At 59.7% G+C, this 21,306-nt stretch carries 24 protein-coding genes and 4 pseudogenes; 14 read left to right on the top strand and 14 right to left on the bottom strand.

Going from position 1 to position 21,306, the window contains the following annotated elements; genetic code table 11:
- Positions 1-36: 36 nt before the first annotated feature.
- Positions 37-988 (top strand): annotated as a pseudogene (locus AC1DPX_RS17060) (sensor histidine kinase); the annotation flags it as partial.
- 72 nt (positions 989-1,060) lie between these two features.
- Here the strand turns inward: AC1DPX_RS17060 and AC1DPX_RS17055 are convergent.
- From AC1DPX_RS17055 to AC1DPX_RS17040, 4 genes are all read right to left on the bottom strand, one after another.
- Positions 1,061-2,176, bottom strand: coding sequence for a sugar ABC transporter substrate-binding protein (locus tag AC1DPX_RS17055; RefSeq protein WP_322419300.1), 1,116 nt, complete (start codon positions 2,174-2,176; stop codon positions 1,061-1,063).
- A 119-nt stretch (positions 2,177-2,295) separates the two neighbouring features.
- Positions 2,296-3,327 (bottom strand): histidine kinase dimerization/phosphoacceptor domain -containing protein, encoded by a 1,032-nt coding sequence (locus tag AC1DPX_RS17050; protein ID WP_057144539.1) that lies wholly within the window; start codon positions 3,325-3,327, stop codon positions 2,296-2,298.
- A gap of 6 nt (positions 3,328-3,333) precedes the next feature.
- Complete coding sequence (locus tag AC1DPX_RS17045; protein ID WP_477238297.1) at positions 3,334-3,780, bottom strand: response regulator; 447 nt, start codon at positions 3,778-3,780, stop codon at positions 3,334-3,336.
- Positions 3,777-5,282 (bottom strand): sensor histidine kinase, encoded by a 1,506-nt coding sequence (locus tag AC1DPX_RS17040; protein ID WP_477238295.1) that lies wholly within the window; start codon positions 5,280-5,282, stop codon positions 3,777-3,779. The genes AC1DPX_RS17045 and AC1DPX_RS17040 overlap by 4 nt, the downstream gene beginning before the upstream one ends.
- A 115-nt stretch (positions 5,283-5,397) precedes the next feature.
- On the opposite strand from AC1DPX_RS17040, the gene AC1DPX_RS17035 reads away from it, so the two are divergent.
- Positions 5,398-6,198 (top strand): class I SAM-dependent methyltransferase, encoded by an 801-nt coding sequence (locus AC1DPX_RS17035; RefSeq protein WP_057144541.1) that lies wholly within the window; start codon positions 5,398-5,400, stop codon positions 6,196-6,198.
- Between the two features lie 63 nt (positions 6,199-6,261).
- Here AC1DPX_RS17035 and AC1DPX_RS17030 read toward each other — a convergent pair whose 3' ends face one another.
- Complete coding sequence (locus AC1DPX_RS17030) at positions 6,262-6,825, bottom strand: hypothetical protein (RefSeq protein WP_477238293.1); 564 nt, start codon at positions 6,823-6,825, stop codon at positions 6,262-6,264.
- A 438-nt stretch (positions 6,826-7,263) separates the two neighbouring features.
- Between AC1DPX_RS17030 and AC1DPX_RS17025 the strand changes: the two genes are divergently transcribed.
- From AC1DPX_RS17025 to AC1DPX_RS17005, 5 genes and pseudogenes are all read left to right on the top strand, one after another.
- Complete coding sequence (locus AC1DPX_RS17025) at positions 7,264-7,482, top strand: DUF768 domain-containing protein (protein WP_057144543.1); 219 nt, start codon at positions 7,264-7,266, stop codon at positions 7,480-7,482.
- 68 nt (positions 7,483-7,550) lie between these two features.
- Entirely contained in the window at positions 7,551-7,928 is a 378-nt protein-coding gene (locus AC1DPX_RS17020; RefSeq protein ID WP_156389026.1) for a hypothetical protein, read from the top strand.
- Between the two features lie 215 nt (positions 7,929-8,143).
- Positions 8,144-8,398, top strand: a complete 255-nt coding sequence (locus tag AC1DPX_RS17015; protein ID WP_156389027.1) for a hypothetical protein — start codon at positions 8,144-8,146, stop codon at positions 8,396-8,398.
- Positions 8,399-8,737: 339 nt separating this feature from the next.
- Positions 8,738-8,797 (top strand): annotated as a pseudogene (locus tag AC1DPX_RS17010) (hypothetical protein); the annotation flags it as partial.
- Positions 8,798-8,850: 53 nt separating this feature from the next.
- Positions 8,851-9,333: an FCD domain-containing protein gene (locus AC1DPX_RS17005; protein ID WP_274533706.1), complete on the top strand. Its 483-nt coding sequence runs from the start codon at positions 8,851-8,853 to the stop codon at positions 9,331-9,333.
- A 369-nt stretch (positions 9,334-9,702) separates the two neighbouring features.
- Here the strand turns inward: AC1DPX_RS17005 and AC1DPX_RS17000 are convergent, their stop codons facing one another.
- The 4 genes and pseudogenes from AC1DPX_RS17000 to AC1DPX_RS16985 all read right to left on the bottom strand — a co-directional run bounded on the left by AC1DPX_RS17000 (position 9,703) and on the right by AC1DPX_RS16985 (position 10,978).
- Positions 9,703-9,972 (bottom strand): hypothetical protein, encoded by a 270-nt coding sequence (locus AC1DPX_RS17000; protein ID WP_477238821.1) that lies wholly within the window; start codon positions 9,970-9,972, stop codon positions 9,703-9,705.
- A gap of 149 nt (positions 9,973-10,121) precedes the next feature.
- Positions 10,122-10,190: pseudogene (locus AC1DPX_RS16995) on the bottom strand (SOS response-associated peptidase); the annotation flags it as partial.
- A 220-nt stretch (positions 10,191-10,410) separates the two neighbouring features.
- The gene (locus AC1DPX_RS16990) at positions 10,411-10,650 is read right to left on the bottom strand and encodes a conjugal transfer protein TraD (protein WP_057144547.1); all 240 of its coding nucleotides are present in this window, start codon (positions 10,648-10,650) and stop codon (positions 10,411-10,413) included.
- Between the two features lies 1 nt (position 10,651).
- Positions 10,652-10,978: a conjugal transfer protein TraD gene (locus AC1DPX_RS16985; protein ID WP_200951016.1), complete on the bottom strand. Its 327-nt coding sequence runs from the start codon at positions 10,976-10,978 to the stop codon at positions 10,652-10,654.
- A 172-nt stretch (positions 10,979-11,150) separates the two neighbouring features.
- Here AC1DPX_RS16985 and traA point away from each other — a divergent pair, with 172 nt between their 5' ends.
- Positions 11,151-14,195 carry a Ti-type conjugative transfer relaxase TraA gene (gene traA, locus AC1DPX_RS16980; protein WP_477238291.1) on the top strand — a complete coding sequence of 1,015 codons (3,045 nt, stop codon included), beginning with the start codon at positions 11,151-11,153 and terminating at the stop codon, positions 14,193-14,195.
- Positions 14,196-14,322: 127 nt separating this feature from the next.
- Positions 14,323-14,523 (top strand): helix-turn-helix transcriptional regulator, encoded by a 201-nt coding sequence (locus tag AC1DPX_RS16975; protein ID WP_057144550.1) that lies wholly within the window; start codon positions 14,323-14,325, stop codon positions 14,521-14,523.
- Positions 14,524-15,534: 1,011 nt separating this feature from the next.
- On the opposite strand, the gene AC1DPX_RS16970 is transcribed toward AC1DPX_RS16975, so the two are convergent.
- Together AC1DPX_RS16970 and AC1DPX_RS16965 are read right to left on the bottom strand one after the other, a co-directional pair.
- Complete coding sequence (locus tag AC1DPX_RS16970) at positions 15,535-15,834, bottom strand: KOW domain-containing RNA-binding protein (protein WP_057144208.1); 300 nt, start codon at positions 15,832-15,834, stop codon at positions 15,535-15,537.
- Between the two features lie 52 nt (positions 15,835-15,886).
- Positions 15,887-16,087, bottom strand: coding sequence for a hypothetical protein (locus AC1DPX_RS16965; protein ID WP_477238289.1), 201 nt, complete (start codon positions 16,085-16,087; stop codon positions 15,887-15,889).
- 132 nt (positions 16,088-16,219) lie between these two features.
- Between AC1DPX_RS16965 and AC1DPX_RS16960 the strand changes: the two genes are divergently transcribed.
- The 5 genes from AC1DPX_RS16960 to AC1DPX_RS16940 all read left to right on the top strand — a co-directional run bounded on the left by AC1DPX_RS16960 (position 16,220) and on the right by AC1DPX_RS16940 (position 20,123).
- Complete coding sequence (locus AC1DPX_RS16960; protein ID WP_477238287.1) at positions 16,220-17,104, top strand: ATP-dependent DNA ligase; 885 nt, start codon at positions 16,220-16,222, stop codon at positions 17,102-17,104.
- Positions 17,079-17,288, top strand: coding sequence for a hypothetical protein (locus AC1DPX_RS16955; protein WP_057144211.1), 210 nt, complete (start codon positions 17,079-17,081; stop codon positions 17,286-17,288). Before AC1DPX_RS16960 ends, AC1DPX_RS16955 begins: the two co-directional genes overlap by 26 nt.
- A 68-nt stretch (positions 17,289-17,356) precedes the next feature.
- The gene (locus AC1DPX_RS16950) at positions 17,357-17,578 is read left to right on the top strand and encodes a DUF768 domain-containing protein (RefSeq protein ID WP_057144212.1); all 222 of its coding nucleotides are present in this window, start codon (positions 17,357-17,359) and stop codon (positions 17,576-17,578) included.
- Positions 17,579-18,985: 1,407 nt separating this feature from the next.
- A complete protein-coding gene (locus tag AC1DPX_RS16945; RefSeq protein WP_057144250.1) occupies positions 18,986-19,267 on the top strand; it encodes a hypothetical protein in 282 nt (93 codons plus the stop codon).
- A gap of 691 nt (positions 19,268-19,958) precedes the next feature.
- Entirely contained in the window at positions 19,959-20,123 is a 165-nt protein-coding gene (locus AC1DPX_RS16940) for a hypothetical protein (RefSeq protein ID WP_156388995.1), read from the top strand.
- Between the two features lie 135 nt (positions 20,124-20,258).
- Here AC1DPX_RS16940 and AC1DPX_RS16935 read toward each other — a convergent pair whose 3' ends face one another.
- From AC1DPX_RS16935 to AC1DPX_RS16925, 3 genes and pseudogenes are all read right to left on the bottom strand, one after another.
- Positions 20,259-20,459, bottom strand: a complete 201-nt coding sequence (locus tag AC1DPX_RS16935) for a hypothetical protein (protein WP_477238285.1) — start codon at positions 20,457-20,459, stop codon at positions 20,259-20,261.
- A 452-nt stretch (positions 20,460-20,911) separates the two neighbouring features.
- Positions 20,912-21,112 carry a hypothetical protein gene (locus tag AC1DPX_RS16930; RefSeq protein ID WP_057144213.1) on the bottom strand — a complete coding sequence of 67 codons (201 nt, stop codon included), beginning with the start codon at positions 21,110-21,112 and terminating at the stop codon, positions 20,912-20,914.
- Positions 21,109-21,306 (bottom strand): annotated as a pseudogene (locus AC1DPX_RS16925) (SOS response-associated peptidase); the annotation flags it as partial. The gene AC1DPX_RS16930 and the pseudogene AC1DPX_RS16925, both read right to left, overlap by 4 nt.

The following is a 21,306-nucleotide window of genomic DNA, read 5'->3' as shown; positions in this document are numbered from 1 at the left end:
GGGGACCTTGCCAAGCCTGCACTGCATTTTGAGCCTATGCACTGGGAACCGAAAAAATCTGATCCGTGCCATAGAGCGGCAGGGGGCGCGCTGTGGTCTTGGAATGTCGATAGCGGCGCGGTGCCATGGATGAGAGCGTGTACGATCTGTGGGGTATACCGCGCAGCACCGACGTCAGGCTTGAAGACCTTTCAGCCCACATTCACCCAACGGACCGTGACCGGGGCCGGGCTGCGTTCAATGCGACACGGGCAATCGTGGGGCTATTCGAAATCGACTTTCGCATCATGGTCTGGTACACACTCAGATGGATTTCCGCGCGCGGGCAAGGTGACGACGAAGGCATGGTGCAGCGCATCATGTTTGGCATTTTCTCGACGTGACGGGCCGCAAACAGGCAGAAGAGAGCCGCGAGCTGCTCGCCGGCGAGATGAGGTCACAGGGTCAAGAACCTGCTGGCCATCGCCGCCGGTTTGACTGCCATCACGTCGCGCTCAACCACGACCACGTCCGACATGGCTCGCGAGCTGACGCAGCGCCTGACAGCGTTGGGCCGTGCGCATGATCTTGTTCGGCCCGTGCCCGGGCAGACTGAGGCCGCATCCGCGCTGCTTGGCGATCTGCTCACGGTGCTTCTTGCGCCATACGACGATCTGGGTGCCTTTAGCGGACGGATCAGGGTGTCCTGTGCCAAGAATGAGCGTTGGTGAACCCTCGACGACTGTCCTCGCCCTTATCATCCACAAACTGGCGACCAGCTCGCTTAAAATACAGTGCCTTAAGCATGGATACTGGGCTGCTGGACGTGTCGTGCTCGGCGCAAGACGGAGCCGTTGCGATCGTCTGGACCGAAAGAGGCGGTCCTTCAGTCAAGCCGCCTGCTGGAACGCCAGGCTATGGCAGTAAGCTGGTCGAGCGCAGCGTCACGGGCCATCTGCACGGCAAGATTGTTTATGACTGGGAAAAATACGGCCTCGTGGTCACCTTGACGGTCGACCCGGCAATAGCCCTGGCGGTTCGATCGCATAGTCTGTTGCCGAGCCTCCGGCGGGTGCGTTTACTATTGAGCTTCAGACGACCAGGGAAAATTGAGGTATTGATCGCGGCTGTCGTAGCAGATGTTGCCATACATCCGAAGATACGCGTCTCTTCGGGCCGGATCGGCATAGACCGCGCCTGGATTGGCAACATCCTTTTGATAGTCGCCAAGGTTTTGCGCCGTGATGACGTGCGGTAGGATGTCCATCGCTTGCGGTATCGGCTTTCCCTCGAGCCAGTCGGCCGCATGCTGGCCCATCGCATATCCGAAGACAGGCGAATTCAGGCTGACCGTCATCTTGTAGGGACCTCCCTTTGTGATTTCGGCTATTGCCTCGGGCTCACCGTCGATCCCTCCGATGAACTGATCCGGCCTGTCCTTGCCAGCCTCCCGCAGCGCCTGCAGGGCGCCAAGCACGACACCATCGGCGCCCAGCACCACGTCCACATGCGGATGCGCCTGGATCACCATCCGCATCGTGGCCAATCCTCCTTCCTTGCTGACAGGATTGGGGGAGATATCGGCTACGATGCGCACGTCTGGCAGCGTGTCGAGCGCATCGCGGATGGCGACAAACCGCGGCGTGAGAAATTGCAGGCTGTCCTGGGTCAGCAGCACCACGTCGGCTCGGCCGTCGAACTTGTCCTTGATATAAGCGACCGCCGCGTCTCCCAGTTCCTTCCCGGTGAGATATTGCGGCGCATTGAGCAGCGACGTTGCCGGCGGTGCGACGACCGTGCTGACATAGGTTCCCGACCACATCGCCTTTTGCAGGCTGGGGGCCAGCGCCGCCGGGTCGACCGGAGACACAACGATCCCGCCCACCCGCTCAGTGCGCAGAGCCTCGACGTCCGAAATCATCTTGGCGCTGTCATTTGCGGCGAGGGCGACGCGGTATTCCAGGTGGTTGTCCTTGGCCGCCTGAGCCAGGCCATGATCGACACCCTCGATGAACTCACGCTTGTTGTCCTTGGCGAAGGCCAGGATCGGCTTGAGGTCGGCTGGCTTCGAGCAACGCGGCGCGGTTGGGACGAAGGGCTGCAAGGACGTCGGAACGGTAATGCCGGGTGACCCCTCGGCCGAAGAGGCGACGTTGGTCGCGAGCAGCAGAGCGGTGATCGGCAGCAACTGCCGCATGGCGAATCTACCGGTCTGCGAAAACATCGAACTCTCCCCCTGTAGACAACGCCCGGCGTATCCTTGCATGAGCCATGGCGAAGGCAAAGCCTGCCGGGCGGGCGAGGGCGCATAGCCCGTCACTGCGGCAGGGCAAAGCTCAGCACTACCGCTGTCCCCGGGTCGCGTGCGTGATAGACAACGTCGGCGTCGATGCTTCTAGCCATTGCCTTGATGATGCGCGTTCCCAGCCCGGTGCCCTTGATGACTTTGCCGGCGTTGCCGACGCCATCGTCCTCGACTGTCAGCAAAGCGCGCCCCGGGCCGTCCTCGCGCAGGAGCACCCGCACATCGCCGGATTTGTCGGGATAGGCGTATTTGAAGGCATTGGTGACCAACTCGGTCACGATCACCCCGAGATTGATCGTGGCGTCGATGCCCAGTGTCAGCGGCGCCAGATCGCTGATCAGGTTGGCGCCGTGCCCCTGGCCTCGCATCGAGCCGCCAAGGTTTTCCAGGAGGCCGCCGAGATAGCCGTCGAGTTCGACGATGCCGACCGAGCCGGAGGTGTAGAGGCGCTTGTGCACCGAGGCTATGGCGAAGATGCGCGCCTGGGTCTCGGCAAGCGCATCCTTGGCGCCCTTGTCCGTCAACACATTGGCCTGCAGGTTGACCAGCGCTGAGACCATTGCAAGGCTGTTGGCGACCCGGTGGTTGACCTCGGCCAGCAGGAGTTCGGCGCGGTCGCGCGCCGCACGCACCTGCGCCTCGGCGGCCTCCTTCTCGGCAACGAGGCGTGCCTTGGCGACAGCCTGATCGAGGGCGGAGGCCAGAAGCGCTATGAAGTCGTCACCGATCGTCTTCGGCACGAAGTCGCTGGCCCCGGCCTTCAGGGCGGCCACCGCGACGCTCATTTCGGAAGAGCCGGTCACATAGACGGCGGGAGGGCCGGCGCCGCGCGTTGCAAGCCTTGCCAGGAATTCAAGCCCCGTCCCGGCACCCAGATAGTGGTCGAGCGCCAGGACGTCGAAGCCGCCTTCCTCAAGTCTGGTCAGAGCCTGTTCCGGACTGGAAGCATGCTCGACGACGAAACCCAGCCGGCCGAGCTTTTTCTGCACGAGGCGCGCGAGCGCGTCGTCGTCATCGATGTAGAGGACCTTGGTCTCAGGCATCGCTTTTCAGGCCGTTTCCGGGACCTGAATGACGGTGAACAGGAGGCCGAGCTGCCTGATGGCGTTGGCGAAGCCTTCGTAGTTCACGGGCTTGGTGATGTAGACGTTGGCGCCGAGATCGTAGCAGCGCTGGATCTCGCGACTGTCATCGGTCGTTGTCAGCACCACGACAGGAATCCGCTTGAGATGTTGATTGGCCTTGATTTGTTGCAGAATATCGAGGCCGGTCATGTCAGGCAGATTGAGATCGAGAAGCACAAGAAGATGACGCCCGACGCTCGCGTCGCCAGAGCCGTCCGGCCCGAGCAGGTAGGCGAGCGCGCTGGAACCGTTGGTGAAAGCCACGACATCGTTGTCGACCCCGGCGCGGCGAATGTTCTTCTCGATGAGGCGCGCATGGCCCTCATCGTCCTCGATCATGACGATCGTTACTGGTTTGCCGGCTTGGCTCATGCAAACGCTCTTTCGTTTGATGCCGCGATCATCGGCAGCTCTATCCTGAAAGTTGTCCCAACGTCGAGCGTTGATTTGACAGTGATGTCGCCGCCTAGCCTGCGCAGGATGGCGCGCACATGGGCAAGTCCGATACCGTCGCCAGGCTGGTCCTGTAGACCCGATCGCCGAAACAGCTCGAAAATGCGTTCCACGTCCTGCTCGGCGACGCCGCGGCCATTGTCCTCGAAATCAATGGCGATGCGATCGCCGGCGAAAGTCCTTGCTCCGACCCTGATGCGAAGCGGCCGCGCGGGCGAGCGATATTTGGTTGCATTGTCGATAAGGTTGGCAAAAACCTGCTCGAGCGAAAGGCGATCGGCCTCGATCTCAATGCCTGCGAGGTCAACGTCGATCTTCCCGTCCGCTTCCTTGACCTGATGCTGGAAGCTGGAAACCGTGCTTTCGATCAAAGCCCCAAGTTGTATGGTTTCGGGCCGCAACGGCCTGCGTCCCTCGCGCGAAAGCTGGAGGATTGCGTTGATGAGCCCATCCATCTTGCGCGTTGACGAGCGGATGAAACCGATGGCTTCCGGCAGGTCCTCCTCCGCCGCCATTCGTGCGTTGGCAACGAGCGGGTCGGACGCGTTGGCGCCGATGCCGGACTTTTCGATGAGCGTCTGCAGGGTGGCGACACCTGCTTCCAGCTCGCTGGTGAAACCCATGATGTTGACGAGGGGCGCGCGCAGGTCATGGGTGACGATATAGGCGAAGCGCTGAACCTCTTCATTGGCCCGCACGAGGTCGGCGGTGCGCTCGCGCACCCTGCTTTCCAGCCCGCTGTTGAGAGCCTCGAGGTTCCGCCGCGCGGCGCTGAGTTCGCGCGTGTGGCGTAAGAGCGACGCCCAGGCAAAGCCAACCACGATAACGATCGCTATGCCGCCGGCTATAGTGATCATGCGTAGCCAGGCGAAGTAGGACCTCTGTTCCGCCACGCGCGCGGTCAGCCGGTCGTCGGCCGCAAGGATGATGCCGTTGAAGTAGACGTTGGCCTGATCCATCAGCGCCTTGCCACGGTTGGAAGCGACGATCGCCGCGACGGCATCGTCCTTGCGCTGTCGCTTCAGGGTGACGGTCCTGTCCATTTCGGCAAGCTTTTCTCCGATGATTGCCTTGAGCTGGTCGATCGATGCCGCCGCTTCGGGTTCGCCGGCAACGAGGCGCTGCAACTTTTCGAACCGGCGAAGAGCCGACGACTTTGCCGTATCGTAAGGAGAGAGATAGATCTCGTTGCCGTTGTAGAGGAAACCCCGCTGACTGGATTCCGCCGAGAGCAGTGAATTGCGGACATCGACGGCGGCGGTGCGGGTGTCACGCGCGGCAGTTACATCATCAAAACTGATGCGCGACTTCTCGGCGAGCAGGTATGTGGCGGCGACGATGCCCATCAGAACCAGCAGGCCCATCGCCAGCAGAGCGCTGGAGCCGCGCAGCATGACCCTGTCGGTTTGACTTTCAGACAAATTCGTCTCACTGGTGCGCATTGGTGGCGTTATCTCTAGCGAGCGTTATACTTTCCCACAACCGACGCGCCGGCCAAACAAGCCTGCGTCCGCGTTGCGTTGAGGGAGGGGACAAGTGACTTCGACATTTACCGTCCATGATGCCAGTGGCTATGAGAAGCTCATGGGCCGATGGAGCCAGAAGCTTGCGCCGCTGTTCATAGATTTCGCGGGCATCTCGGCTGGCGAGAAGATCCTCGATGTCGGCTGCGGCACTGGCAGTCTGACATTTGCCCTGCTGAAGGCGGCTGACCTCAAGGAGATCACCGCCATCGACTATTCGCCGGTTTTCGTGGCTGAAACGATCAGGCGCAGCACAGATCCGCGGATAAAGGTTGAGCAGGGCGACGCCTGCGCGCTGGCCTTTGACGATGGAGCCTTCGATCGCGCGCTGGCGCTTCTGGTGCTGCATTTCGTCACCGACGCCGGCATGGCCGTGGCCGAAATGCGCCGCGTCGTTCGGCCTGGCGGCATCGTCGCCGCTTCTGTCTGGGATCATCTGGGAGGCATGCCGGGCATGCGCATGATGGTCGATACGGTTGCGGCGCTCGGCGAAGCCGGCCGCCAGTTTCGTGCGCGCTATTGCTTCCAACCCATGATGAGGCCGGGAGAGATGAAGGCGACCTTCATTGAGCAAGGGCTTCTGCAGGTTAGCGAGACGCAGCTGATGATCCGGATGGATTACAGCAATTTTGACGACTATTGGTCGCCGATAGCCGCAGGCGAGGGCCCGTTCGGCAAGTTCTTGTCGTCCCTCGATGCGCCGGATCGCGCGAGAGCCGAGGCGGCGGTGCGCGAAGCATATCAGGCCGGCCAGCCGGACGGCCCGCGTTCCTTTGCAAATGTCGCCTGGGCTTGCCGAGGGATCGCGCCCTGAGAGCGCCAAGAAGCCGGTCTCATTCTGGCCGGAAGGGGTGACAGCCTTTGGCCGAGGAAGGCGCTAGGAAGACTGGCGCGAAATTTCCTGGTCCGCATCCCGCGAGGCGCTTACTTCCGATCCCTTTGGCGTTTCGGGCTCGGGCGGCTGCGGATGCACACCTGCCTCCAGCCCATGCGCATAGATCTGCGTCAGCACGGAAGCGGCCGCATTGGCGCGATAGGACGTGCAACCGACCAGTTCACGTCCGCCGAGGCTGGCGGGTCTGTCGGTGACGCGATCCCATACAGTCCACTGCAGATTGGCATGTTTCTGGGAAAAGAAGCGAGACTCTGAATTGTCGGCTTTGCTGACAAGGAGGTCGGGTATTTCGTCATCCACTGTGTCACCCAAGAAAAATGGCGCTGAGCTAGGGAGGAAGTAGTGTAATTGCGAAATCATCGCCTTGACCGGGATCAAAAGATTTCTGGCGTTCGATCTGAGCCAACGCGACAAGGCGAGACAGGAGCCTGCGCGGTCATATTGCGAAATCGGGCCGCTTGTTGCCACCGGGTTACAGCGCCGATTGAGCTTTTGAGCTACGGATGGCCGCAGCGCTGAGTTTTCTGGATTTCTGGCGGGGGCCATCCTGGGAAGCCGCGTAGTACGAGGAAGACAGGCCCGTCGGCTTCGGTCGGCGGGTTTTTCTTTGGTTGGTTGTCCGAATGGTGGGCAGGTAGGAGAATGTCAGATACTTCTAGGCTCGATGAGCAAGGGAAGTTCCGAGACCTGGCGCCAACGCCTAAAGTCTTTCGACTGCGTCCTCGGATCGACTGCTTCCCGCCGTTGCGCGAGACGCCAAAATTTCTTAGGCGTTCATACGCCGCAGCTGTCGCCACGGGAAGGATCGGGTCGTGCCGGATTTCTGGCAGGAGTTTGCTTGACGCGTGGCTTGACGGCCTTGAGGGCACATCGATGGGCATACAGTCCAAATCGGTCCGCCCTGATATGGAAGCGGAAGTTGATGATGCAGCCATCCGCAACTCGGACGCTGGAACCTAACAGTGAGCTCGGGCTTATCGCGTCATGAGCGCCGGTGGAATCGACGTCCCTGATCAATGGATCGCCAACAACGTCCCCGAGACCACCAAGGCCGATGTCATCTCTGTCGAAGAACTCACACACAAACTGATCGCAGACGCCATGGCACTCGGCATCAACCGGGACGAGATCGATGAGGAGGTAGACAGCATCTGTCGAACCCTCTTTGGCGCAATTGTGCACTTCGATCCAGGGACGCCGTGACGAGCGAAAGGGCAATTCACCACTTGCACCTTTGGCTGAAACAATTCGACCTTCTCGACGGGAGACTGGTGGACGAATCGACCCGGCTCCGATGTCAGAGCCGGGTCCAATCGAGATCAGTAATCGTTGTTTTCGATGACGACGTGGCGGTGGCGGTGCATCGGGCGATCGTTCGAACGCTTGATGACGACGACATCGGGACGATGATGCCTGCGCCAATGATGGCGATGCCCGTTGTCGTAGAACGCCTCCGTGCCATGGCGGCGATGATGGAGACGACCGCCGTCTTCATTGATGACGACTGCTGCGGCGCGGTGATGATGGCGGTGCTGATTGGTCGTCAGAACGATCGCATCGGCCGAGGCAATGGAAGGCGCGGCAATGCAGAGCGCCAGAGCGCCCAAGAGGATAGTGGTTTTCAAGGTAAGAACTCCGGAAAAATGTAGTGCCCTTCGACCCTTCAACATACCAAGGGAGATTTTGTTCCGGATAATGCAACCCTGACCGACTGCAAGGATTTCGGGGCTGCAGTCCTTGGAGCGTTAACCGACGACGGGTCAGCCACGCGCACAACAGCGCGAATATTCGTTTCCGCTAATATAAAAGTGACGTAAGGTCATGGTCTCGCATCTTGGGGATGCGCAAGCCATGGGGAACCGCTATGAGAGCAGCTATATTTTGCGCCGCTATGGTCGTCGTGACGACCGGCGTCGCTGTAGCAAAGGAGAAGAAGGTGGTGGTGAGTGATGCCGCTGCCCTGTGCTCGACCAAACACTCTACGAAACATTCCTCCAAGACGCCGGTGGCCGAGCTGGACTGCGGCTTCACCGGAACGGCCAAGTTGCCCGGTGGAGCAATGCCAGAGAAACCACGTCTCGGATATGACACCGACCCGTGGATCGTAAACGGCTTTTAGTGCCGCTTAAGACAACCGGGACGGCCCACCGCTGTTTGCGGGTTAAGCCGTATTGGCGCCACTCACATCCTTCGATTTATCCTTTGCTTTCGCGGGCCGCTCCTGTCCTCGGTACATATTTTACCAAACGGGGACGAGAGGTAGTATTCAATATTGAGGCTGCAGCTATAGATCCGTAACTGCTGGTCGTCGATTCAGCCGGAAGGTACCAGCCAAGACAGAATGGCTTTTGAAAAGGACGATGCATGTCAAGCCGCGCAGCTGCGACACTAGCCACTAGCGTCTATAGCCAGCTCCGTGACGACCTGTTGAACGGGCCAATATCCAGCAGGAGACAAGCTGCGCATTGAACGAGTAGCGGCAAAATACCGGTGTGGACTGTCACCTGTTCGCGAGGCCCTTAACAGGCTTTCCGCCGAGCGCTTGATCGATCGCATCGACCAGCGCGGCTTTTGGGTGAAGCCCTTGAGCGATGGCGAGCTGCAGGAACTGACGCGGACTCGCTGCTGGCTCGAGGAGCGCGCGTTGCGGAGTCGATCGCAAACAGGACGGGGCGATGGGAAGAGCAAGTCGTTTTGGCTCTACATCGCCTTGCTAGGGCAACAGGACGTGTCCAGGAACAGCCTTCTTCCCGAGATTCGGAATGGGAGAACGTCCATCGGGCGTTTCACAGCGCATTAATATCTGGTTGCGGATCACACTGGCTCATTTCATTTTGTGAACATGTTGCAACGCAAATGCATCGCTATCGGATGCTGGCAACGGCGGCCGAGGGCGAGCAACGGGACTGCACGGCTGAGCACCGGCTTATCGCTGAAGCCGCCATCGATGGAGATGCCGACCGTGCCGTTGCCGCCCTGGTAGAGCCCTACCGAAAATCAGCAGCGCTGGTGTGCTTTGCCCAATGGGCAGCACAATCAGCGATTGTGGAGTAGCTACTCCATATCCGGCACTTCACCGCAGGCAAAGTTGGCGCTCCGGAATCGCCGAGGAGGAGGTCAGCGCCCCGGTGCCAGGCGAGGACGCCGACATGTTGTCTTGAAAGCGCCTTGGCGGTGCGGGTGGCGCGCTCTTCACTCTGCTGGTCGGTCGGGCAATTCGCCTAAGCAACTCCCCGTCTTCACCGCGGTCGAACGCAAGGACCACGATCGCTTCGGTTTCTTCCGGCCCGGCAGGACCTGGTCTGACATTTGCGCTCCTAAAGGGACCGATCACCATCGGCGCGGTGCTCGAAGCAAAACCAGTGAGACATACTCCGCGGCCGGGCAAAACCACAGCCGGCGACCTTGCCGCAGCCTAGGTGCTCACATGTGTGGCCGAAAACCTGGGCGTGGTCGCGTACTGCTGGCGCCATGCTTTCGGCCAGCTTGATCGGTTCGTCGCTCATAGGGGATTGATCGGCCCGATAGGGCAGGGTGGTCATTCGGTTGCTTGTTGATGACCGTCAAATTGACCTCGCGACCGACACGGTTGAACTGAAGCTGTCCGTCGATGTCGTGGCTGAGGATGTCCTCCAGGTAGTTCTTCGGTGTAGCTGGGTCGAGCCATGCGTCATAGTAAGCCGGGTCGAGAATGACCGGCTGCCGGTCATGCAGGTTGCATCACCGGATTTGCGGGTTCGGTGATGATGGTGCGACTTGTGATGTCGAGGTTCGAGTTGCCCAGGGCTGGCAAACGAAAAGGGCGCGTGTCCGGGCGGGTAGATTTGCCAGGGATCCTTGTTGCCGTCGGCCGGCGAGATCGTCCATTCGAAGAAGCCGTCAGTCGGGATCAGGCACCGCTTCGACTTCAATCCCCACGCCCTAGTTGCTAAAATTAGCAGCTCAACAGGCAAAAAAGTCGACGGCCGGTTGCGGCGTCAAAATTCGCAACAACCCACTCTGTCTGATCGCGCAAGTGGCTGCAGGATCCATCGCCCGCCATCACTGGAAGAGACCTTAAACCCACGACCCTATATGTCACGCCGTACCGTAGCAATTGCGAAATGCGATATGACACCTAAGCTAGACTCCTTAGCCCTTTTGCTTTTCATCCCGCTCCGCATCGAAGGCCTGCTTTCCCTTCGCGGACCATAGCTCTCGCGCATGCTCCCGTTCATGGCTGTGCAGCTTCTCGGCCATCCAAAGCAGTGCGCCGTAGATGGTAGCGCGATCATCTTTGGTGAGCTCAACAATGCCTGCCTTGACGACGAGACCGCCGAGTTCGATCAGACGTCGGGTGCGTTGGCGACGCTCGACCTGCCACGTGCGCATATCATGCCGAGCCCGAGCCGCTTGCCAGCGATTGTGGGTTGCCCGGTTGTACTTGAGCGCCGCGAGGGTTGCGCTGAGATGCCGGAGCAGCTCGCCGGGATCGGCTCTCGAAAAACATCACTCCACGCTTGGCCCATGCCTCACGCTTTGAGGTGTCTTTCGTTTCGGCGATGGCGACCAGCGCGCCAGCCAGTTCGTCTATGTTGAGTTGATCGGCTCCGGTGGCGATAACCAGCTCGCCAAGCTGCTGCACCTTTCGCGTTTTGAGTTCCCGCGCCTTGTCTTCCAGCGCCTTTAGCTCCGTGTCGAAGTCACGTGGTTTACGCATGGCTGTCTCCATCTGACGTCAATGCGGCGATGATAGTTGAGCGCCCCCTGGAAGGCTTCAGGGCTGCCGAGACAGCCCGGGACGGGCTGGTCCATCCCGAGAATTTTTCGAGGGAGGGCGCGCTTATACGTCGTGCCGACGTGCGGTTTGCCGTGCAAATGATCTGGTCGCGATGGCGATCTATCATCTTCATGTCAAAGTCATTGGCCGCAAGGCAGGCTCGAGCGCTGTGGCGTCGGCCGCCTATCGCTCGGCTTCGCGGCTGCGCGACGAGCGGATCGAACGCAGCCACGACTTCTCCGCCAAGCGCGGTGTCGTTCATTCCGAGGTGATGCTGCCGGACGATGCACCGGAGGCTTGGCGCGACCGCGAGTGGCTGTGGAACGATGTCGAGGCGTTCGAGGCGCGCAAGGATGCCCAGCTTGCCCGCGAGGTGGAGTTTGCGCTCCCGCGTGAACTCAGCCAAGCGCAAGGCATCGAACTGGCGCGCGACTTTGTTCAGGCTGAGTTTGTCGGCAAGGGCATGGTCGCCGATCTCAATGTGCACTGGGACAGGGCAGAGGATGGCAGTCCCAAGCCGCATGCTCATGTCATGCTCACTATGCGGTCCGTGGACGAGAATGGTTTTGGGTCAAAGGTTCGAGATTGGAACCGCACCGAATTGGTCGAGCGCTGGCGCGAGCGATGGGCGGAACTTGCCAATGAGCGTCTGGTCGAGCTCGACATCGACGCGCGCATCGATCACCGTAGCCTGGAAGCGCAGGGCATTGCCCTGGAGCCGCAAACCCAGATTGGTGCGCCAGCCCAGCGCATCGAGGGCAGTGGCCTTGCTGCTGGCGACATTGAAGCAGATCGCGCCGAACTGCATCGCGAGATCGCGCGCAACAATAGCGCGCGCATCATTGCCGATCCATCCGTGGCGCTCGATGCCATCACGCATCAGCAATCGACCTTCACCCGAAAAGACATTGCGAAGTTTGCGCATCGCCACAGCGACGGGATGGAGCAGTTCAACGCGGTTGTGGCAGCCATCAGCAACGCGCCCGATCTGGTCGAACTCGGCAAGGACGGACGCGCCGAAGACCGCTTCACCACAAGGCAGATGATCGAGACCGAACAGCGCCTTCACCGCGCCGCGGAGCGTATCGATTTGGACGAGCGACATGCGGTGAGTGACGCACATCGCGAGGTAGCTCTGGCGCGCGCTGCGCAACGCGGTCTTGTCCTTTCAGGCGAGCAGAGCGATGCGCTTGCGCACATCACCGATGGTCGCGGTCTCGGTGTCGTCGTCGGTTTTGCCGGCACGGGAAAGAGCGCCATGCTGGGCGTTGCGCGCCAAACATGGGCAGCGGCGGGTTACGAGGTTCGAGGCGCGGCACTTTCCGGCATTGCGGCGGAGAACCTGGAAGGCGGATCAGGTATCTCGTCACGCACCATCGCCAGTATGGAGCATAGCTGGGGACAGGGCCGCGATCTGCTCACAGCAAGCGATGTCCTGGTGATCGATGAGGCCGGCATGGTCGGCACGCGCCAGTTAGAGCGCGTGCTCTCCCATGCGGCGGACGTTGGCGCGAAAGTCGTCCTCGTCGGCGATCCGCAGCAGTTGCAGGCAATCGAAGCGGGCGCTGCATTCCGCTCGATCCACGAGCGACACGGCGGCGTCGAAATCGGTCAGGTGCGCCGGCAGCGCGAGGACTGGCAGCGTGACGCCACGCGCGATCTGGCAACCGGCAAGATCGGCGCCGCGATCAGCGCCTACGACGCGCAAGGCATGGTGTATCAGGCCGCGACGCGCAATGAGGCGCGAGGTGAACTCGTTGAGCGCTGGGATCGCGACAGGCAGGCGCATCCAGAGGCAAGCCGGATCATCCTCACCCACACCAATGACGAAGTACGCGCGCTCAACCAGGCAGCGCGTGAGCGCATGCGCGCTGCCGGCGATCTCGGCGACGAGATTCATCTGAATGTCGAACGCGGTGCAAGGAACTTCGCCAGCGGCGATCGGGTCATATTCCTGCGCAACGAGCGCGGGCTCGGCGTCAAGAACGGCACGCTTGGCATCGTGGAGGAGGTCAGCACACAGAGCATGACCGTGCGCACCGATGACAGGTCGGTTCGCTTCGACCTGAAAGACTACGCGCACATCGACCACGGCTATGCCGCGACCATCCATAAGGCTCAGGGCATGACGGTCGACCGCGTCCATGTGCTGGCGACGCCGGGCATGGATGCCCATGCCAGTTATGTTGCCCTGTCGCGGCATCGCGAAGGGATGGAACTGCATTACGGCAACGATGACTTCGCAACCCGCGAACGGCTCGTCCGGACGCTGTCACGCGACCGCGCCAAGGACATGGCGTCGGACTACGGGCAGATCGACCCGGCGCGGAGCTATGCCGAGCGGCGCGGCATCACCTTCCGACAGCGCCTGGTCGAGATCGTGCGTCGGATCGTTCCGGAGAAGCTCCGTGACAAGATCGGCGAGCTGATGGACGGGTTGCGCTCGCCCGGAGACGGCGAGCCTGTGCAGGAACGTGGCCCTGGGCCGGGAAGGGAAAATGTCGGGGCGCAGATCGGGGATGTTGGCGCCACGCCTGGAAGAGAAGCTTCTGCTGAGGGAGCGCAGCGCGACACGCATGTGCCGGCGAACCAGGAAGCAGAAATGCGCCGAGCCCGCACCCAGGCGCTTGTGCGTCACGCGCGCGCTATCGACGCGATCCTCAGTACCGGAAATGCTGACGGGCACGGCAGTCCCGACCAGATGCGCGAATTGAGGGATGCCCGCAGCGCTTTCGACAAGGTGCGGCCGTATGGCTGGCGCGATGCCGAAGCGGCTTATTGGAAAAATCCCGAACTTGTCCACGAGGCGGGGGCCGGCCGCGTCAGCCGCATCGTGCTTGCTCTCCAGCTTGAAACGGAAATCCGCACTGGGATGTACATCGACCCCGGCCGCCGCGCCGACCGTTTCGTGGAACGTTGGCAAAAGCTCGACCGTACTGGACGGGAGCAATATCAGGCCGGCGACATGTCCGGCTACAAGTCAACGCGCTCGGCCATGTCCGATATGGCCAAGAGCCTCGAACGCGATCCTCAACTTGAATCCCTACTGGCAAACCGTAAGCGCGAGCTTGGCATCAACTTCGATTCCGGCCGGCGCCTTGGTGCGGAACTGGCGTTCAGCCATGGCATCGCTAAGGGGCGGGGTATTGGGCTCTGACACCCTCCGATTTGCCGCCGTTTCCACTCCGCAGCCGGCTGAGGCGACAAACCTGATTGCCTACCCATGGGTTCGTCCTGTCTGTCCCAGCAGACATCAGCGAGAACCAGTGAGGTGCAGGCAAGCCATGTCCGAACCCGATCGTATCATACGCCTTAGGACGGTCCTCGCGCGGACCGGCCTCTCCCGCTCGACCATCTATCGCAAGATAGCCGAAGGCACGTTCCCCGCTCAGATCAAGATAAGCATCAACGGCGCGGGCTGGCGGGAATCAGAAGTAAATCAATGGATGGAAAATCCCGTCGCATGGCGAACAGAACATCACTGATTGCGTGACAAACGCACGCCAGGGCCGCCGCCATTCTCTGGAATGAATTCTATTCCGGCTGCTTCGAGTGACAGCTTCCGCACTTGCAGGATTGAGTCAGATGCGGGTTTTGAACCACGTTCGAACTGCACTGAGGTGACACCCTGGAAGATGATGGGGCTTGGCGCCCTCGGTGTCACCTGTATGGCGGCGGCGCCCTGACGTCGCTCGCTACGGCTTATTGCGGCGATATCTGGCGCTTGCGCGCGGCGGGGGAAGAGTAATCCTTCGGTTCTAGTCGGCGCTATATCCCGAGGGTTAATGCAACAAACAGAGCCGGCGCGAAGGCAAGGCCGATTGCCATGATAACGACGACSACGATGCCAAGTCTCTCCGTTCGTCTGACACGGTCCTCAATGTTGTCGTCCTCCGTTRAAAGGATGAGGTCGAGCGCGGACGAGATATCGGGAGCAGGGGTATTGTTATCATTGGCTGCTTGATTTGCGACGTCGCGGACTGTCGTTCTCTCTACAACGGCCGCCGTCTGCCTCGCCTCTAAGAATCTCAAGACGTCACCTCAAAGTCTGMTCCAGCGCCCTCCACGAGCGAGGTGCTCGGGTGCGGTCGTAACGTGATTGCCATGCTTCAGTTGCGGGGCAGGGACTTCAGTCGGGGGATCGCCGGACCTTAGCCTCACAGCGGAACGCAAATGCGTGCGTGCCATTGCTCGTCGCCTTCATGGTTCTGGTTTTTGGTTGCCGACGGTTTGGGATTGTGGCCGATCTGTTTTCCAGCCCCACCAAGGCGCTATCTTCGGACGCCCGGGAACATAATGATTGTCGCGCCGTCTTCGGGATCCAGGGGTTTATGCCCAGGTTCTTCATGGTAGAGGACCTGGCGTAGATCGCGCTGATCGACCAACTGTCCGCAGTAGGGACAGGAATAGAAATGGTCTTCTTCTCGTGCTGGCTCGGCGCCATGTCGCTTGCCGTGAATAGGCGGGCCAAGGTCTGAAAGCTTGGTCATAACGCGTCAACCCGGTTCATCGATCAGCGCCTTTTTCCGCTTGGGTGGGACGTAGCTCTGGACCAAACGCAGCTTGTGCAGATCAACCGTAACCATCGTCCCCAACGTGACCGTGACCTTGTCACCGTCAATCCGCGTAACGTGACCGGTTAGCTCGATCTGCTGACCCTTCACCAGGTTGGTGGCCGGATCGATTATCGAATGGGGGAAATTGTAGCTCGGGATCGAGACGCTGACGCGGTCTTCCGTGACGCGCTTCAGCACCGTCGCCATCATTGCTACTTCGTCGCCAACCTTTATTGCCATGCACTGATTCTGGCGCGGCGTCCGATGGCGTCAAGGATTAGCGGACGCTAAATTAATCTCTTTCGACCGCGAACTTGAAAACGTCCCGGCGGCCCTGATCCACCACCCGGAACCAATGAGCCTGCACGGTTCGGATCACGAACGGCCCGGCCGTGACCTTGTTCATGGCCTCCAAAGCACTGGTTCCGTGGGCGATGTGTAGGGCCAGCAACTTTTCGCCCTGCATTTCGTCGATATGGTACTTGGTCGTCATGGCTTCACCGCCGTGTTCTAACCCTAACTTCATCGACCAGTAGAGGTTCCTCACGGCTCGATTGCCCGCCAAAAGTTCCGGAACTATTTTAGCCAAAGCTTATTTAACTGCCGGCTTGTGTGAGTTACGTGCATGCGTTTGAAGTTCGTCGCGCCGTTGATGCCGACCATGGTGGAGAAGCCACCGGAGGGCGACGGCTGGAGTCACGAAGTCAAGTTCGACGGCTACCGCTCGCAACTGATCATCGATGAGGACGGGACACGCATCTACACGCGCAAGGGTCACGATTGGACACGCAAATATTCCGACCTGGTGAAAGAGGCGGCGAACCTCGGCGCCGACAATGCTATCGTTGACGGTGAGATCATCGTTTTGAACGAGGCCGGCCTGTCCGACTTCCGCGAGCTGCGAAAGGCGATCACTAGGCGGCAAARTGACCTGTATTTCGTGGCCTTCGACCTTCTGCACCTCAACGGCCACGACCTGCGCGAAATGGCGCTGGAGGAGCGCCGCGAGATCCTGGCCAGCATGATCGAGCCCGGCAGGCGTATTCAATTCAGCGAGCCGCTGCCGGGCGAAGCCAAGGCCATCTTCCACCTGCTTGACCAGGCAGGGCTTGAGGGAATGGTATCGAAGCGGCGCGACAGCAAATATCGCAGCGGCCCGTCGACGAACTGGTTGAAGGCGAAATGCTACTCGGTCGACGAATACGAACTGCTCGGCGTCGAGCGTGAAGCCGGCAAGCCGGCCTTTGCCTTGATGGCCGATCGGGCGACCGGTCGCTACGTGGGATCGGCCTTCATCAATTCGCGCGGCGCGATCCGCGAGCGGCTATGGAAGCGTGTCCAGGAGCATGCCGGGCCGGCGCCGAAGGGGATGAAGCGGCCGGCGACGCAGTGGGTGAAGCCGGGCATCATCGGCCGCGTGAAGCACTTGCGCGGCGAAGAGGATCTGCGGCACGCTTCGCTGCAGGATTTCCGGGAGGAGAACTATGCCAATTCGGACAAAGGCAAATGAAGCCGGGATTTTCGATCCATCGGAGTTGGCTCTGCTCGGCAGGGTCTTTGAGCAATTGAAGCTACAAGGCCAGTCGCCGGAAGCGCGAGACGCCATCGCCTCACGGATCATTGCCAATTACATGGCCGGAATAAAGGATGAGGCCGAACTCGTCTTACTGTCGAGACAGCCGCTGGGGCGTTAGCCCAAGGCATAACAACTTGATCGTCGTCAAGGCGGTGGAACCTAATATCGATACCGAACTTAGCGGTCATGAGCACACGCGGAATCAACTTCCTCGACCAATGGCTGGCCAACAACGTGCCTGAGACGACGAAGGCGGATGTCATCTCGGTCGACGAACTCACGCACAAGCTGATCGCAGACGCGAAGTCGCTCGGCATCAAGCGGGTCGAGATCGACGAAGAGGTCGACAGTCTCTATAGAACCATCCTCGACGCGATTGTACATTACGATCCCGGCCTGCCTGAATAGCTACCGCGTAAAAAGGCCCCGCGCAGGGTGAATCGCCGGGGCCTTAGCCATGTACGCAACGAGTGTCCTGCATGAGACGCTGTTGAAGACCGTCCGGGAAGTCACCGAAAAGGAAAGCGAGTTCATCCGCTGGTTTGGTGGTGGTTCGGCCCAGCGTTTAGCGCCAGCCGATTGAAAACATTGCCGCATTGCGCGATTGTTGCCGACCGAAATTGAGTCAGCACGGTCGAGGATGACAGTGGCCTACTCGGCATCCTTTCGATCCAGACCACACCGGGCATCTTGGCCTTAGCCGTCGATATGACGACCGCAGGCGCCATCGCTAACGCTGTCAACGAAATCCGCTCGAAGCTCGCCCAGCACACGTAAAAAGAAAGCCCGGTTTCTAGCCGGGCTCTGGAGGTTAGTCGGGAACACCGAACTTGGGAGGACCTCGGCCCATCCGGCTAGCTAATGTTGCCTCTCCAGCATGACGGCTTCATGAAGACCTAATATGCTGATTAGCTAACTTAATGGAACGTCCAATGAATGTTACCGGAACCAAAACGGTAACGCCAGACCTTCGTTGACGAGGCGCAAGACTTTAGTCCTGCCATTATTTAGAAAGAAATATAAGAACGTTAGCGCCTTCCGAAGCTGAAGACCCGCTCAAAGGGCTTGGCGCAGTCGGCGACATATCCTGTGATAGATCGGCGAAGAGTTTGCAGGTTTCGTGCTGCGTGCGTAAACAGCAACACGACAAAGAGAACCACCACTGCCGACGCGAACCCGATAACTAAAGCCATCAGAGAAAACGTCTCTGATGTCGGGGATGTTCCCTTGAAAATGGCCGACACCTCGTTGGGCGGGGGCGTTGGGGGTAAAAGGCGCCGGCCAGGCGGAAATTTGTCCGCCGCGCCGCATGCATGCCCGATTTGTCAGCCTGGGGTTATGGTGTGATCGCGGAAGGACTCACCCGAACTAGGGTTCTTCATCCTCTTCACCCCAATGTCGCAGTGAGTAGGCACCAATCAACCAGGTGTATTGCATCTTACCGTCCGTCGACAGAGCGTTTGCAACGGAACACGAGCGCGTCACGGCCTCATCCAGAACAGCCAGTTCCAGTCTGTGAAAAAGGGGGCATTGAGTAAGCCGGTAGCGAATTTCTCTACCATTGGATATCGGACCATTTAGTCGACGACCTTATCTCTGACCCCGTGCCGGCTGATCATTGAAATGCCTGTGGATGCGAAGCGGGCCGCTGAGGCCCAAGGCATTTCTGGATAAGAGATCGATGAAGAAATTGGCAATTGGCACGATCTACAAATTTATGATGCAGGGATTGCGCTAGTGGAGCGATGGGAACCGAGTTCCGTAATCCACGTTTTTCCGAAGGTCATGCTGCATGACCCAACGACGGAGGAAACAATGAACATCAAGAAGCTTACAACAGGCGCGATGGCGCTTGCGATTATGACCGGTTCGGCTCTTGCCGCTGGCAACACATCTGCACTCGACGATCCGGCAAAGATGTCGCCGTTCTTCACCGATGCCGGCATGAAAACATTGAAGACGGAAAAGGATTTCAAGACAGCATGGGCGGCTATGAAACCCGATGAACAGAAAGCGGTGCTGAAGGATTGCGGCGATACCACGCTCAACAAGTCGCACGCAGATTTCTGCGCCATGGCAAAGAAGATGGGCGGCTGAATCTAGGCCGGACGTCGAAGGCGGGCTCAAGGTCCGCCTTCGACTATAGCAGAGGACGCGCTGCACTAGAGCATCATGAACCCTCTCATATTGCCTACATGAAGACGGTGCGAGAAGTGACCGGCAAGGAAGTCGAGTTCATTCACTGGTTTAGAGGCGGTTCGGCATCCGGTGGAATGGGAACATGAATTGGCGCGGTCGCCTGCGGCGTAGGTCAACAGGCTTAATTGCGGGATGGCATACGTTGGGCTAAGTCAATTACGCGGGGAGGAACCCGAGCCCCACCGCAATGGCCGGCACGGTGTCCGTCGTGCCCCAACGCCCGCCACCGCACCGGCCATTCCCCAACGTTGGCTACAGCCGATCGGAGACAGGAAGCCCGAGGTGTCGTCGTTGGCCCTAGGCATACGCCAGGGCGATGAATCCAATTCGAATGTTCGGGTTAGTTCTTCGTCGCCATCGCAGGAATCAGCCAGAGAAACATCTGAACGAACGAGCGGTTTATCGTTTCCTCAGGTGGCGCTCAAAAATCGCCAGCTTGTCTTCATAGCCAATCCTCACCTTCGTCTCGCAGCTTTCGCATTTGAAGCTGCCGACCGTTCTCAGCCAGGATCCCTTTCTCACCGTCGGATATGAACAGGCCGGACAGTGAAACTCGATCGCTACATCTCGCAGTTCATCGGACAAGGGCATGGCACTTCGTCTCTTCCACTCGGGCAACACCGGCGCTCAAAACGAATGGAAGAGCCGATGGTTTCGTCGGAATCAGCATTTTCATACAAGCGCTCGCACCAGCCAAGAAGATCGGCGACAGGTGCGGGTCGAAAAGATCAAGCCGACGCCGAAGAAGCGTTGACGGTGAGCGATGAAACATTAGGCGCCGCCTATGGTTTCTCCGGCGGCCGAGGCCACCCGCGTAGGCAAGACCATGACCGTTACCCGTGGGACGCCCGTGGCTGTCGTGAATGGGGCGACGGGCCTAAAATAGGCTTCAATCGCCGCCCAGCCTTGAAGGGGCACTGTTGCCGGACTTAGGGTTTTGGTCGCCTGGTACGCCATTGAACGCCGAGCCGTGGCTATATTCCGCCTGACTGTTCCATTGCGTTTTTGGCAGTTCGATGAACAATTCAAATACAGACCATCCCACCGCCATAACAAAAAGGGTAGTCGCGATGATTGGAAGGATGCCCATCCGTGGGGGTTTCTCTTCTGAACCATCGGGGGTTATCGAAATCACACTCTAGTCCTGCCACCAACCAAACGGATGCCGTGTTAATCGAGCACGCGTCGAAATGTTCCAAGGGCAAGCTAAAGGCTCCCTTTCGGAAGCGCCTGACGATTTCAGGCAACTTTTTGGAGGGCGGGCTCGTAAAGCAATTTAGTCGCCCTGTTATGTCCCTCATGCCGGGGCGGCTGGCTCGCTGAGATTTCGTTGGGGTTATTCTCGGCGAGCCTACGTCAATTTTCGATGATGCCTGCTTCACCGTCGAGCTTCGATCAGCCGCTTTAGTGACCGAAGAGTTGCGCCGCGCGACCATCCGGCTTCCAGCATTCAATCAACGATGGCCTGGAAGCCGGGCTGCATCGCCTCCTGGCAGTCGATGGCTCGGTCTGGATAATCGCTCGCTTCTCTTGGTCGACTGATCATCTCACCCCCGCCAAATAGCTGTCGCCGTGTTCGCGATGTTCGAAACAGAACCAGTGCGATGACTGTCTCGGCTTGGCAAATCCGAACGGCGCGCGCTTCCCGCATCCTTCAAACTCGCAGACGTGATTTTCGACCCGCCCGCCTCGCCGCGGCGCCGCCGTCATGCTTTCGGCGAGCTTAATCGGTTCGTCGCTCATAGCGGATTGATCGCCCCAACCAGGGCAGGGTGGTCATTCGGCTGCTTGTTGATCACGGTCGAATTGACGTCGCGGCCGACACGGTTGAATTGCAGCTGGCCGTCGATGTCGTGGCTGAGAATGTCTTTCAGGTATTCCTTCGGCGTCGCCGGATAGAGCCAGGCGTCATAGTAGGCTTGGTCGAGAATGAGCGG

The sequence above is a fragment of the Mesorhizobium sp. 01N446 genome (genome assembly GCF_056399285.1).
Note: the sequence above shows the minus strand (reverse complement) of the source record. Positions and strands in the feature narration are given on the sequence as shown.